Source organism: Nostoc sp. 106C, assembly GCF_002154725.1.
Lineage (GTDB): Bacteria > Cyanobacteriota > Cyanobacteriia > Cyanobacteriales > Nostocaceae > Aulosira.
In genome coordinates this window covers 11,527-26,253 of record NZ_MTAW01000155.1, presented here as the reverse complement: position 1 = coordinate 26,253, position 14,727 = coordinate 11,527, and the positions used below count along the sequence as shown (strand labels likewise).

The 14,727-nt window shown below is 39.4% G+C and carries 12 protein-coding genes and 1 pseudogene; 6 read left to right on the top strand and 7 right to left on the bottom strand.

All coding sequences use genetic code 11. The features are described 5' to 3' along the window. The 5 genes from BV375_RS23835 (at position 1) to BV375_RS23810 (ending at position 5,798) form a co-directional block, all read left to right on the top strand. Complete coding sequence (locus BV375_RS23835; protein WP_086765095.1) at positions 1-777, top strand: pentapeptide repeat-containing protein; 777 nt, start codon at positions 1-3, stop codon at positions 775-777. A gap of 238 nt (positions 778-1,015) precedes the next feature. Further along, a complete protein-coding gene (locus BV375_RS23830; RefSeq protein ID WP_086765092.1) occupies positions 1,016-2,458 on the top strand; it encodes a pentapeptide repeat-containing protein in 1,443 nt (480 codons plus the stop codon). Between the two features lie 126 nt (positions 2,459-2,584). Then, positions 2,585-2,839, top strand: a complete 255-nt coding sequence (locus BV375_RS23825) for a pentapeptide repeat-containing protein (RefSeq protein WP_086765088.1) — start codon at positions 2,585-2,587, stop codon at positions 2,837-2,839. A 417-nt stretch (positions 2,840-3,256) separates the two neighbouring features. Further along, a complete protein-coding gene (locus BV375_RS23820; RefSeq protein ID WP_243714024.1) occupies positions 3,257-4,423 on the top strand; it encodes a pentapeptide repeat-containing protein in 1,167 nt (388 codons plus the stop codon). A 772-nt stretch (positions 4,424-5,195) separates the two neighbouring features. Further along, complete coding sequence (locus BV375_RS23810) at positions 5,196-5,798, top strand: glutathione binding-like protein (RefSeq protein WP_086765080.1); 603 nt, start codon at positions 5,196-5,198, stop codon at positions 5,796-5,798. 173 nt (positions 5,799-5,971) lie between these two features. Here the strand turns inward: BV375_RS23810 and BV375_RS23805 are convergent, their stop codons facing one another. From BV375_RS23805 to BV375_RS23790, 4 genes are all read right to left on the bottom strand, one after another. Then, on the bottom strand, positions 5,972-6,871 hold the full coding sequence (locus BV375_RS23805; RefSeq protein WP_086765077.1) for a polysaccharide deacetylase family protein: 900 nt from the start codon (positions 6,869-6,871) through the stop codon (positions 5,972-5,974). 570 nt (positions 6,872-7,441) lie between these two features. Then, complete coding sequence (locus tag BV375_RS23800; protein WP_086765074.1) at positions 7,442-7,840, bottom strand: DUF309 domain-containing protein; 399 nt, start codon at positions 7,838-7,840, stop codon at positions 7,442-7,444. After that, on the bottom strand, positions 7,837-8,202 hold the full coding sequence (locus BV375_RS23795; RefSeq protein ID WP_086765071.1) for a ferredoxin thioredoxin reductase catalytic beta subunit: 366 nt from the start codon (positions 8,200-8,202) through the stop codon (positions 7,837-7,839). Before BV375_RS23795 ends, BV375_RS23800 begins: the two co-directional genes overlap by 4 nt. Positions 8,203-8,425: 223 nt before the next feature. After that, complete coding sequence (locus BV375_RS23790) at positions 8,426-9,583, bottom strand: DUF58 domain-containing protein (RefSeq protein ID WP_086765068.1); 1,158 nt, start codon at positions 9,581-9,583, stop codon at positions 8,426-8,428. Positions 9,584-9,829: 246 nt separating this feature from the next. On the opposite strand from BV375_RS23790, the gene BV375_RS23785 reads away from it, so the two are divergent. Continuing rightward, positions 9,830-11,032, top strand: coding sequence for a PilT/PilU family type 4a pilus ATPase (locus tag BV375_RS23785; RefSeq protein WP_086765065.1), 1,203 nt, complete (start codon positions 9,830-9,832; stop codon positions 11,030-11,032). A 141-nt stretch (positions 11,033-11,173) separates the two neighbouring features. On the opposite strand, the pseudogene BV375_RS23780 reads toward BV375_RS23785, so the two are convergent. The 3 genes and pseudogenes from BV375_RS23780 to typA all read right to left on the bottom strand — a co-directional run bounded on the left by BV375_RS23780 (position 11,174) and on the right by typA (position 14,570). Then, positions 11,174-11,765: pseudogene (locus BV375_RS23780) on the bottom strand (Uma2 family endonuclease). 141 nt (positions 11,766-11,906) lie between these two features. Continuing rightward, complete coding sequence (locus BV375_RS23775; RefSeq protein ID WP_086765062.1) at positions 11,907-12,551, bottom strand: Uma2 family endonuclease; 645 nt, start codon at positions 12,549-12,551, stop codon at positions 11,907-11,909. A 228-nt stretch (positions 12,552-12,779) separates the two neighbouring features. Next, on the bottom strand, positions 12,780-14,570 hold the full coding sequence (typA, locus tag BV375_RS23770; protein ID WP_086765059.1) for a translational GTPase TypA: 1,791 nt from the start codon (positions 14,568-14,570) through the stop codon (positions 12,780-12,782). Between the last annotated feature and the right edge of the window lie 157 nt (positions 14,571-14,727).

Here is a 14,727-nt window from a genome sequence, read left to right as displayed (position 1 = left end):
ATGTTTAAAGTAATTAAAAGTGCTTACCAGACGGCAAAAACTTGGAATTCTGGAAATATAGTTAGATTTAAAAAAATCTATCTTGGGATATTTGCTAACCAGAAAAAAGTAGAGCTTATTCCAAATTATTCTTATACACAACGCTTGAAACTAGCAATTGAACAGCTAGAAGGCGAAAATAGAGAAATCAATTTAGCTGTATTTGATGATTTAGCCCAAATCGCCCAAAAAGAGCCAAAATTCCATTGGAAAATTATGGAAGCTCTCACGAATTTTATCCGCAATAATGCTCCTTATCTGCCTCAAGAAGAAGTTAAGGACTACCCATTTTCAAGAATTCGTGCCGATATTCAAGCAGCCCTAACGTTTATTGCTAAAAGAAATATTCAACAAGATATAGAAAATAACCAACTGGATTTGAGCCACACAGACATTAGAGGAGCTAACCTCTCTGGGGCAAATTTACAGCAGACAAACCTTTATCAAACTAATCTTGCAGGAGCTAACCTTTGTAGTGCCAATCTGCATGGAGCAATCCTCACTGCGGCTAATCTCTCTGGCGCTAACCTCACTGGTGCTAACCTCAAAGAGGCAATTTTGAGCGCAGCTAATCTCTCTGGGGCAAACCTTTCTGGAGCAAATTTAAATCGAGCAAACTTATATTTAGCGAAGCTTGATGGAGCAATTCTCAAAGATGCCATACTCAATGAGGCAAACTTGAGGGAGACAGAATTTTCTGGAGTAAATCTACCAAGAACTCAACTTGGTGATGCTTGAGCCATTTAAAATTTTGCCTAAACTTTAAATAAAAATTGAATTAAATCAAGTATTTTAGCTATTAAGTGGTTGCAAAGTAGACAATCGCATAATTGGTCTATTGCTTAATATCTAACTCATTAAGTAATAGTAGAATCAATTAAGACTTTTGATACATATACAAATTTTTAGTTAAATGCTATAATTTTTAACCTCAGAATATAAGTAAGAATCCTGAGTAGTGAGGAATATTTCTGCTATGTCTGCTAAGAAGACAGGCGTACTCTTGAATTGGTTGATAATTACAACAGTTATATTTGCTTTGTTATTAACTGTAATTATCTTTGCATTTTCTAATATTCGAGAGTTGTCAATTCCACAACAAATAGAATATGGAATTCAAGCATTAGCTACGACAGCAATAATTTTTTCAGGAATAGCGTTGATTGTTAATGCTTACTATGGAGCCAAGCGTGCCCAAGCTTTGCATAAAAGTGCGATCGCTGCTGAAAAAAATATTGAACTTAGCATCCAAAATACCAAACTATCTCAAGATAAGCTAATTGCAGAACGGTTTATGACAGCAATTGCACAGCTTGGGCACGAGAAGACTGAAACCCGCACAGGTGCAATTTATGCTTTAGAAAGAGTTGCGCAGGAATTTCCCACAGAACACTGGACAATCATGGAAATTCTTACTGCTTTTGTGCGTGAGAATGCTCCTATCTATGAAGGTAAAGCTAGGGAGGAAGATGCAGCACCTATAGATTTGCGTACACAGCAGTTAGATCCGAATTTCTATGAAGAATCACCAAAAATTCGTACAGATATTCAAGTAGCTCTGACAGTCATCGCTAGGCGTAATTATTTGGAGGACAAGGTAAATCAGAAACTAGATTTACGCAATACAGATATTAAACGGGCAGACTTGCTAGGGGCTAACTTGGAAGGAATGGATTTGCGAGGGTCTGACTTATGTGGTGCAGATTTGCGTGGAGCTGCTTTAACGGGTACAGACCTGAGTGGTGCCAAACTCTCAGGGACTATTCTTTATGAAGCCAACTTACTCAAAGCAAACCTGCGTGGAACAAACTTGCAAGGAGCAAACCTCAATCGAGCCAATTTGTCTGGTGCTAACCTGCGGGGAGCTAATCTTACAGGAGCGAGTCTGCGTGCAGCTAACTTGCAAGGGGCAAATCTTTATAAAGCCAACTTACAACAAGCAATCTTAAAAGTTGCCAACCTCTCTGGCGCAAAGTTATTTCTCGCTAACTTGCAAGGCGCAAAGCTTGGTAAAGCCAATTTATACCTTACTGGTCTGATTGGAGCCAACCTGCAAGGGGCAAACTTAAATGGAGCCAACCTCTGTGGAGCTAACTTAAACGCAGCCAAACTTCAGCAGACAGAGATATTTTTTGCCAATCTCTCAGAAGCTAGCCTGGCGGAAGCTGATTTGCATCGAGCTAACCTTATAGGAGCAAATCTTTCTAGAGCAATCCTCTATGAAGCCAATCTCCACGGGGCAAATCTGATGGGAGCTAACTTCTGTGGGACAAACCTCTGTGATGTCAATTTAGAAGGGGCAATTTTGACAGGTGCTAAAAATTTAGAATTACAACAAATTACAGCAGCAGTTGGCGATCGCACAACTCGCCTACCTGATTATGTCGAAACCCCAATACACTGGCGACAACATGGTTAATGTAACTGTGCATCTTGCGATTTGAACACAAATGCTATAGCTTATACTGAAATTCCCCGTAGTAATTAAGAACTTCAAAAATAATCTTAAATCTATGTCTGATGGCAATACAGACGCTCTTAGAAATTGGTTAGTAGCTTTAACATTTATATTTATTCTGTTCTTAACTATTATTTTTTTAGCTTTTGTGGTGATGCTGACCTGCAAGGGGCGAGCTTCAAAGGAGCTAATGTACAAAAAGCTAACTTTGACGGAGCAAACTTGCAAGGTTCTGACCTGACAACAGCTAAAAATCTAACATTACAGCAGATTGAATCAGCAATAGGCGATCGCACAACTCGTCTACCAGATGATATGCAAGCCCCATCGCATTGGCAATAGTTCTAAACACTATTTATTAGCAAGCACTCATACTAACTCCTTTCAGTTGAAAGGGGTTTTATTTTGCATAATTGCAGTAGTTTCTCTTAATTTGTAAGTAAATCCATATAGATTTTTTAAGCGACAAATTAAATTATTAATTAAGTCCGTGTTTTTACTGTACTAAAAGAAACATACAAATAATACTATGGATAAACTAAATTACACAAGGAGTCAGAGATGAAGACTAATTATATGTCTTTGTTTAAGACAGATGGACTCACTAGTTTCTTTATATATATAACAACCATATTTATTCTCTCTCTAACTTTAAATCATTTATTTTTTTTTAGTTTTCAATGGCTTTCAAGCGAGCTAAAAATTGCAATTATCACTCAAATAATCACAATAATTGCTATACTTGCTTGGGTAATAGCAATGAGTATTAATGCATACTATACTTCCCAACTCTCCCTAGCAATGGATCAGATTGAATTAGCAAAAATTTTTTCAGATGTTATGGAGCGTGAGCAAAAGATAGAAATTGATCTCAAATATACAAAACCAAAACCAGAAGATTTAGTTACAGAAAGGTTTTATCAAGCAATCGAGCATCTAGGTAATGAAAAAATAGAAACACGGTTTGCTGCGATATATGCACTGGAAAGAATTGCCAGAGATTGCCCTAAAAATCATTGGACAATTATGGAAATACTCGCTGCTTTTATCCGAGAAAATGCCTCTACACAGGATAAAAACGAGGATAATTTACCAGAAAAAATTCCTACAGATATTCAAACAGCCCTGACCGTAATTGGCAGACGCAATACACAGTATGATTTGGCAAATAAGAAACTAGATTTACGCGATATAGATATCAGTGGCGCTGACCTGATGGAAGCCAATCTTTCTGGAGCTATTTTAATTGGAGCCAATTTACAATGGGTAAACTTGATAGGAGCTAATCTATCTGAGGCAAATTTAACAGAAACAAATCTTTGTGGAGCAGTTCTTTATGAAGCTAACTTGCAAAAGGCAATACTCCCAGAAGCTAATCTGCAAGAAGCTGTTTTGAGAAAAGTTAATTTATCTAAAGCAGTACTGTATGAAGCTGACTTGCAAGGCGCAATTCTTTATGATGCCAACTTACAAGGAGCAAGTCTTTATAACGCTAATTTAGAAGAAGCTATTCTTTGTGACACTAACTTAGAAGGAGCAAACTTAGAGGGAAGCAACTTACTAGGAGCAAACTTAATTGGTAGTAACTTGCAAGGTGCAAAACTAATTGGAGCTAACTTAGAAGGTGTATTATTTAGCACAGCTAACTTACAGCAAGCTAACCTCTATGAAGCTAATTTAGAGCAAGCAAATTTCTATGAAGCTAACTTACAAGATGCAATCCTCACAGGCACTAACTTAAATCAGGCAATTCTTCAGAAAGCCAGAATTTTTGGAGCCGACATGACTAGATGTGAAAACTTAGAATTACAGCAGCTTGAATTAGCGTTTGGCGATCGCACAACTCTTCTGCCAGAAAATTTTGAACTACCTGAACATTGGTGTCAACACATAGCTGATCTTTCAGTCTCAGAAGCCGAAACTTGAATGTACTTTTAAAGGAAATTCTCCTGTACGCAAGTAGATAGCAAATGAAGAAGGTATATTGCTGATTTTACAGGCTGACTTGTACATTCCTTTTATGGGGATTACGGTAGGGTAGCGCTACACTTGCTATCAAAAGGAAGGATCGTGTTTATAGTCCCAACACTTATGATTACGCCAGATTTTGTCACTGTTTTCACATTCAAATTGATCATCGATACCTGGAATTGAAGTCGGATATCTATTAGTAAAAATTGAATTTTCACCGATATAAGACAATAGTACAAGAGCAACATAAAAGCCACAAGTAAGTACTATCATGGCAAATAAAATTAATAAAATAAGTTTGCGGATTTTTTGGGAATAAAACTGGATTTTTTCCTTATCTGAGTGATCGTACATAACTATTTTCGATTTTCTAAATAGCAGCACAGAGGAATGCTATAAAATTCAAATACTGGAAATACAGTGAGCCAGTTTTTTTATTTTTATGATCAGTATGCTTTTGTCAATAGATTTATCAATTTTAAAATGATGAGATTGCAATTAATTATTTCCTCTGGTCATTGTGCCACGTAATTGCCTATAAAAATCATGAATTAATCTTTATATTTATTCAAAAAAATATTTAAACTTTTTAATTAAGGTTGGTATAGAAACTCTTTAGCAAATATTTTGGTATTTTAATTAAAGAATATGTAGTTTTTAGATATAGATAACTTAAATTTAAGGTACACTACCCTCGGAGATCGCGAATATTCCAGGGTATGATCGCATGATTGACCTATATACTTTCACCACACCTAACGGGCGTAAGGCTTCCATTATGTTGGAAGAAATAGAATTGCCTTACAATGTCCACAAAATCGATATCACAAAACAAGAGCAATTCGCATCCGAATATATAGCAATTAATCCGAATAGTAAAATTCCGGCGATTGTTGACCAAGAAACAGATATCAAAGTTTTTGAATCAGGTGCAATTCTCATTTACTTAGCAGAAAAAACAGCTAAATTACTACCAAGTGATAAAAAGAGTCGCTTTCAAGTGTTAGAGTGGCTAATGTTCCAAATGGCGGGTGTAGGACCAATGTTTGGTCAACTCAATCACTTTAAAAGGTTCGCACCCGAGAAGATTCCCTACGCCATTGAACGTTATGAAAAGGAAACCCTACGAATTTATAGCGTTTTGGATCAACAATTGGCAAACAATGAATTTATTTGCGGTGACTATTCGATTGCAGATGTTGCAACTTATCCTTGGGTGGCAATTTATCAAATGCAAGGTTTAACTTTAGACAATCATCCAAATCTGAAAAGGTGGGTTGAAACTGTAGGGCAGCGTCCAGCAGTGCAGCGAGGAATGAGTGTGCCTTAAACAGAATATAAGGGAGATAAATATAAATATTTAATCTCCCTTCTCAAATTAATCTAATATTCTGATTAATTTAAATAATGGTGAATTATTAAACGTCAAAACGTTTTGAATACAGATGCGATCGCTAATCTAAATTACTGAGGTATAGGTAGAGTACTTTATATTATCAATAATTACTTCTTCTTAGCAATAACGCTTTGGTCTTTATCTTCCATTTGTAACAGTTCAGGAATAGTTACAAAGCGGTAACCTTCCTTGCGAAATTTGGCAATAATTTCTGGTAAAGCTTGCACAGTTCTTGAGCGATTACCTCCGCCATCATGCATCAGCACAATACCACCAGGTTTAGACTCCCTAAATACATTGTTGATTAACCTTGGTACAGCAGGACGTGAGTAATCTACAGAATCAGATGACCACAAAATGATAGCGTATTTGTTATTTCTCGCGTAATCAGCCACTCCATTGTGCATAAATCCTCCAGGTGGACGAAATAAGTTTGTTTTAACTCCGGTAATTTGATTAATTAAGTCTGCTGTGTGGTCAATTTCATAAGCTGCTGTCTGTGGATTCATAAATTGATACCAATGATGCCAAGTATGGTTACCAATTACGTGACCTTCAGCACTCTCTCGTTTTAACAAGTTTGGATAATTTTTTACATTCTGCCCAATAACAAAAAATGTAGCTTTGATATTATTTTTTTTGAGAATATCAAGTACTTGAGTGGTACTTTCAGGCCAAGGACCATCATCAAATGTGAGAGCAATTACTTTTTCAGATGGGGCGAGTTTTGCCGCCTCAATTGTTGCTCTTTCAAAACGTGGTGGTACAGCATAGAGTAAGCCCTTAACTTGTGCTTGCTGCTGTAAAATTGTGAGCATTGTCTCCTTGAATTCCTCAAGACGCTGTTGAATTCCATCAGAGGCAGCACTATCATTATTTTGTTGACTCTGTGCTTTTGAAACTTTTGGTTTGATTAGCGTCAGCATACCAAAACTAAAACTAACACTCAATATAAGCAGCGTAATTAATATTTTTTGTGCATAGAGAAACGATTTATTTTTCTGCATTTATAGCTCCATAAATGGTCAACAATATTTTTTAACACTTTTATTAGCCTTGGCTGATAAGCCATAGGATAATTAGGGTGTTTTTTCTAAATTTAGACACCTGACTTTTAAAAAATACCTTGCCCAAGGAAGCAGCTAATATTTATAAATAAAACTTTTATCTGAAATGAAAGCTTTATTCTAGATTAATTTTTGTAAAATATGGGGTATGTAAGTTATTTATAAAAAGGCAGGTATAGCCACCTGTTAAAAGGCATAAATTTAGATAGGTTAAATATTGCACGTCTGATTGACGAAGTTATCACAAACTTATGGCGAAGATATGACCTAATGAAGTGACGACGGTATAGGACAGACCTTGTAATAAAACTAGCGATCGCCTTTAAAACTTGGGTAAAATTCTCTTGAGCTTCCCAAGGAGCAAAAAGCTTACTTTCCTAAGAAAAGACTGATGAAGATAAGGAGGACATTAGGGAATTCTTGAAGAGGCTTCTCCCTCCCTTCCTTTGTCCTCCTTCCAGCAGAGTTATTCTAAAGAACTACAGTTGTCAGATCTCACCTCTTTGCTGCTTATTTTTCGTCATTGATTAACTCAATCCTGGGTAAAGGCAATGTGTCAGCTTCACCCAAGTCATCAGCAGCAATCGTATCTGGGCCTATTTGCTGTAATGCTTGCAACAATGCCAAACTATGGTTTAACAACGCTTCTAAATCGATGCCAGCATAATCTGATGGGTAGCGTCGCAGACGATTGCTGCCTTCTCCCAGTAGAATTACAGCACCTCGCCAGTTATGATTACCCAAATGATAAAGCGCTACAGCAATTTGTAGAATCCCTTGATAGAAGCTTTTTTCTGGCTCGCTGGCTTCAATCCACAAAGCTTCTAAAGTGTCATGACAGGCATAGAAATGTCCAGAATTGAACTGTTCTACACCTAGCCAAAACTCTTGGGGCATGGTTTCACTCATGCCATGCTTTCTCGTATTTCTTTGATTGCTTCTAAAGTGATTTCTTGCTTGTCTCCAGCAAACTCGTTGTCTGGGGTGAGAAACAGCATACAATGGCATTCTTTGCGTTCTCTCATCGGCACGCAAGGACAGTTCCAATAGGTGGCGTGTACCTCAGCTTCTTTATCTTCATAGTGGCGACAGGGACACAAAGGCGCACCAAGTTCGTCTTTATGTTTGGCTAGCCCTTCGATCACAACTGCCGTCACAGAAGGTTCAGAACAGAAGTAAGTTCCAGTACGCTTGGCGTATTGTTCGGAAAAATGCCGCATTGCCTCTAGGCTTTTATCGCTGGATTTTGTATTAACTTCTGATGACATCATTAGATCGGCCACTCATAATTTAAACATTTCTTTGCATTGTACATCAGCCTCATAGGGCTATTAGTGGGTGTTTTTCCCCAACCTTATTTTTTAAAATTGGCTAACATTTGCTCAGAGGCTTGTATATCTATGTTGATGGAATCAAAAAGAATCTGGGTCATCAGAAAAGTTTAACTTGCGAAATATATTGTAATTTTCTTCACATTAAACTTGTAGCCTCGATTCAACGCAATGATTTTTGCAGTTGGGGTTGCAGTGCTTGCTCACTTTCTACAATGATGCCAGGATAATCCCGATTCACAACTACTGGTTCTACTGGTGAAGAATTATTTTGCCACAAAACCCAGCGACTGCCTAAAGCCAAGTTAGAAATGCTGAGGGGGTTTTGAGTCAGCCAAATCAAAGGGTATTCTTCAGGAATAGGCGTTTTAGTATCTTCTTGGGCTATTATCGCTGCTAAAGCTTCTTGAACTATCCGGTCGCCTTTGACTAAACCTGTAGATGCTGTCCACAGTTGTACCTGCATATTTTGACGCTGGGCATAAAAATACAGTGATGCGGCGGCGATGACGGCTTGTTCAAAGTTTTCCGCGTCCCAGTTAGCTGCACTGTCCAGGGCAATTATTATCTCCTGTCCACTGCTGACAATTTCTAACTCCCGTACTCGTAATTCCCCGTAGCGGGCGCTGGTACGCCAGTGAACCAGACGGATCGGGTCTCCTAGACGGTAAGGACGTAGCGATCGCACCAGCCCTGTTGTTTCTGTTTGCTGGGGTCGACCACGCAGATGACTGGTATAGCTTTCTTCTTGCCCCATTTCATCAACTAGGGGGCAGTAAGTCATGGGTAATACACTAGGATAGACAATCGCTGTGGCAGCACATTCACGCTGACGGCGACACCAGAACAAGCCTAAAGGGGCACCACTAACTAGTTCGACTGTATGCCAGCGATAGACACCCCGGCGCTGGGTTGGTTGGTAGTATACCCAACGGTGATGGTCTTGGGGAGGAATTGTTTCTATTGACTTTTGTACTGGTTTGCCCAAAACGAAGGGCAATATATCTTCGACTTGCAGCAAGTTAACAGCCTGCTGTGTCTGATTATGGATTTCTATTTCTACAGTTAGTTCATCTCCGGCGGTCACAGGCTGGATGGGACGGCGTTTGACAGTTAAACCAACAAGCGATCGCGGCGGTAAGATAGCTGCTACAGTCAATAGAGCAAAACTGACTCCGCTAATAGCATATAGCCAACCAGCCATTGTATTGATAGCAGCCCCAAAAAAACAGATAGCTATTCCTGCTAGAACCAAACCGCTGTATGCAGGGGCACAAGCGCGGGTTTGTAACCAGTTATTGGTGGGTGTGATGATTTTCATAATTTCCTTTCTAGCCCAACCATGCCTGAAATTCATAGAAATTCATGGTTTCACTAAAGAATTTGTGAAGACTATTTCAAAAGCAAAAATATTACTTAAGTATGTTGTAGATTGAAAATCTAAGTAAGTATACGGTTGACTTAAGTAGAATCGGTTAATCTACCAGTTTGGCTAACCGACTAGTTTTTGTGTCTAGGCTAAGTTTAACCGTTGCTTTTAACCTGATATTTGCTACAGGAAGCACTAATGGACAACACGCTGACATCTAAGTTTCTCCCCCAACTTCCACCACCACCGCCTCCCCCTTATCAACCACAGAAAAAGGTGGTCTCGATTCAAGAGATGGTAAGCGATGCCTATATCCAGCAAGCCAGTGATATTCATATTCGCGTCGGAGAGTTGCCTCGATTCCGGATTCGCGGTCAGATGGAGATTTATGAGTTGGGAGAAGTAGTCACACCAAAAATCTTTGAGGCATACTTAAGTGAGATTCTTACTCCATCTGGAAAACAGCGATTCGCAAAAACTAAAGAACTGGATACAGCAATTGTTTATCCAGGATTCTTGCGCTGTCGTGTCAATTGTTTTGATACTTTAACTGGGGGTGCAATGGTACTGCGGTTAATTACACTGCATGTGCCAAGCATTGATAATTTAGGGCTACCATCCATCCTTAAAAATATTACTAATAAAAAACAAGGTTTAATTTTAGTTACAGGTCCGACTGGATCGGGAAAGTCTACCACAATAGCGGCAATGATTCGCTATCTTAACGAGACAGCACAAAAACATATCGTCACTATTGAAGACCCAATTGAATATGTTCATACTTCCCAAAATTGCTTAATTAGTCAACGGGAAGTAGGTTTGCATACCCATGATTTTTATGATGCTTTGCGGTCGGTGTTGCGGGAAGACCCAGATGTAATTTTAATTGGGGAAATGCGCGATCGCATTACTGTTGATACTGCCATTAAAGCTGCACAAACTGGTCACTTAGTATTGGGAACTCTCCACTCCAAAGATAGTATTAGCACAATTAATCGCTTACTCAACCTTTATAGTCCTGATGAGCAAGCAATCATGCGTGTGCAAATTGTTGATTCTCTAGTCGCTATTATTAATCAACACTTGCTGACCACAACAGATGGTGGACGTACAGCAGCGATGGAAATTTTGCTCAATACACCTACTATGCAAGATTATCTACTCAAAGGTGAAGAAACAGCAGCTTATGAACTTATGGAAGCTAGCACCAAAGAGGGTATGAAAGTCATGAATGATGCTCTTTGCGAATTGATACTGACTGGTCAAATTAGTATTGAGGATGCTTTCAAAACTACGCCAGATGTCGGTGATTTGCGCCGTCGTTCCCGCAATGAAGGTTTAGACCCATCTCGTACCACCCAACGTGATGTTTACACAGCTTATAGCTATAGTTCGCGTTGAGGGTGGTGCTGCGTTATTCTTAAAATTATCCCTCATCTTCCAGGGACGGGGGATTTCGTGGTCTTAGGGGATAAAGTTTTGGAAAAGCCCTAATAACTTCTTTTCCTATTTAAAACTATCTAGGAAAGTTAGGGAATGATGTCAGATTTTCCGCTGTAACCAAGCAAAAACTTCATCAACAGAGAGTGCTAAATTCAAATCTTCTAACACTGGTAATATATCTTTTCCTGCTAACAAATCTGGCAAAGAATTAGGCTGATAAACTAAAATAGAGCGTTCACTTGGGTCAATCAACCATCCTAGCTGACTGCCATTTTTCAAACAGTGTAAAATATTGCCAGTTACTTTAGTTTGACTTTCAGCCGGGGAAAGAATTTCTATTACCCAATCGGGTGCAAAATCAATACCACTGCTGATAATTTCACCGCGTTCATCCAGTGGTAGTTTATTGCTGGAGATCACAACCACATCAGGAACTACTGAACGATTACCGCAGGTACAGCGCAATTTAGGAAAGGCTTCATAGTTACTTCCCAACCCATCAATCACTGAAACTAAACGTTTTTTTTTGTAATAAACTGTGTTTAGCTCCTCCCATAGGTTTCTGAATTGCCTCTCCATTAATATATTCCCAAGCTGGTGACTCCTCAATGTATGGAAGTTTTAAGAACTCCTCTAGAGTCGTGCTTTCTCTAACTGTAATTTTTCCCTGTGTTAACCCAATATTTTTCATAATTCGGTTACAAGCAAAAGCGGGTTAGCTTTTGGAATAAGTAGCATTTTGAGATCAAGATTGTTCTATTCTTCTCTTTTTAGTATAGGCTGAAGCCTTAACTACTTTAGAGCGATCGCCGGATTAAATTATCTTTTTTACTTACTTGGATAACTGCTGTTTTACCCAACTCCGAAAAGTTTTAAGCGTTGCATTTCTACCTGCTGTTTTACTTTTTTCAAGATATTGGGGAATAATTTCAATCAAAAGTAAATGCGGAAAATTTAAACTTGACTGAGACTCTACATAATTCCCATCCTGTAAAATATTTATTTTCAATATGCCTTTTTCAAAACGCCATAGTTCTGGCACTTTTAAAGCTTGATAAATATCAGGATGAGTACGGGAAGTAATATCAACTTCTAAGGCTAGATCGGGTGGTGGATCAACTGTTAAATCTATTCGCTTTTTGCCACGAATTGTAGCTTCATTTTTGATGTAAAAACATTGATCGGGTTCTATACCCTGAGCCATAAATTCATTTTTGAATGTGGTAGAGCCAAGACATCTAAATTCAATATCTACTTCTTCCAACAGTGCTTTGACTAAATCACTGATAATTTCTTTATCATCTTCAAGTTCTGGCAATGGAGCAATAATTTCTAATATTCCCCTATCATAAGCAATTCGCGCTGCACGATGCTCGCCCAACTCTTCAATAATTGTCTCTAATTCTTGCCAAGTGACATCTTGCAATAATACTCTTTGTCCTGGTGGTAGATGGATGCGCTTTAACTCCAATAACATCTTTTTCGCTCCTTGCAGTTTAATGACTTCGACTCCAACTCATAAGTTCTATGATTTCATAAACTGTTTAATGTGGATGAGTTAGAGAATTTAGATTTAGAATTGTTAGATTTTATGGGTGAGTCTGATTTAGTAGGTTAGTGAAGAGATAAAGGTAATATTGTTACACACCTAGCAAATAAAAAAGCCCGCATCGGCGGGCTTTCTAAATCAATTAAGTTACTTTACTTAGCGTTTCGCTAGCTTCTTCGACATCTTCCGCAGACGAATCGATTTAGGTGTAACTTCCACCAATTCATCGGGGCCAATGTATTCCAAAGCACGTTCTAGACTCATGTCTATCGGTGCTTGCAGTTGCACTAGTTCATCGCCACCAGCAGCCCGGTGGTTGGTTAACTGCTTGGTCTTACAGATATTTAATTCTAAGTCTTGCGGACGATTGTGTTCTCCCACAATCATACCTCTGTAAACCTTTGTACCAGGAGTAATAAAGAATGCTCCTCTATCTTCAGCGTTTTTCATGGCGTAGAAGGTAGAAACGCCTTCTTCAAAGGAGATTAAAACGCCTTTGTTACGGGCTTCAATGTCGCCACTGAGTTGACGGTAGTCCAAGAAGCTGTGGTTCATGATGCCTTCACCACGAGTCATCCGCATGAATTCACCACGGAAACCAATCAAACCACGGGCAGGAATGACAAACTCTAACTGAGTGCGATCACCACTACCTGGTTGCATATCTTGCATTTCGCCTTTGCGTTGTCCCAGGCGTTCAATACAGCTACCTACAGCATCAGCAGGAATGTCTAACACTAAAAGTTCGTAAGGTTCACAAGGTTGACCGTTGACTTCGCGGTAAATTACCTGTGGCTGAGATACCTGAAACTCGAAACCTTCTCGACGCATGGTTTCAATTAAGATACCCAAGTGGAGTTCTCCACGACCGGAAACTAGGAATTTATCGGGAGAATCGGTTTCTTCAACCCGCAAAGCAACGTTGGTTTCGAGTTCGCGCAATAAGCGATCGCGCACTTGTCTTGACGTCACCAACTTACCTTCTTGACCTGCAAAGGGCGAATCATTCACCCAGAAGGTCATTTGTAAGGTTGGTTCATCCACTTTAATTAGTGGCAAAGCTTGCGGTTCATTTGGATCAGTAATTGTTTCCCCAATGTAAGCATCAGCGAAACCAGCCACCGCCACGATATAACCTGCGGTTGCTTCTTCCATTTCTACCCGTTTCAAGCCTTCAAAGCCCATCAACTTAGTGATTTTGGATTTGACAACTGTGCCACTTTCTGTAATTAGAGCCGCTTGCTGTCCAGCACGGATAGTGCCGTTGTGAATTCTGCCAATGACAATCCGTCCCAGGTATTCAGAATAATCTAGGGTTGTGACTTGCAATTGCAGAGGCTTGTTGATATCGCCTACTGGTGGTGGAACGTGTTGCAGAATCGCATTAAACAGAGGTTGCATATCTACCGCTTCTGCTTCCATGCTTTCCTTGGCATAACCTCCCATACCAGAGGCAAACAGATAGGTAAAATCACACTGGTCTTCATCTGCGCCTAATTCCAAGAACAGATCCAACACTTTATCAACAGCAACGTGGGGGTCAGCTTGGCCACGGTCAATTTTGTTGACAACAACGATGGGGCGCAGACCTTTTTCCAAAGCTTTTTTCAGTACAAAGCGTGTTTGGGGCATGGGACCTTCGTTGGCATCAACAATCAGGAGACATCCGTCTACCATGCCAAGTACTCGTTCAACTTCACCGCCAAAGTCAGCGTGTCCTGGAGTATCGACAATATTGATTAGGGTGTCTTTATATCTAACCGCTGTGTTCTTAGATAGAATTGTAATGCCTCGTTCACGTTCCAGGGCGTTGGAGTCCATGACGCAATCCGGAACGTCTTCACCTTCTCGGAAAATGCCGGATTGTTTGAGGAGTGCATCAACCAGGGTGGTCTTGCCGTGGTCAACGTGGGCAATAATGGCGACGTTACGAATTGGGAGCGTCATAGAAACTTTTGGTGAACTCTAGAAAGGGTTTTTAGATGTACATCTTAATGCTAGGATGCCAGGCTGTTTTAACAGAATTGAGGATAAAGTACAAACTCTGTAAAGAAGCTTTAACAATTCTAGCGTAATCGTCACAATTCCGGGGCATTTTACATCT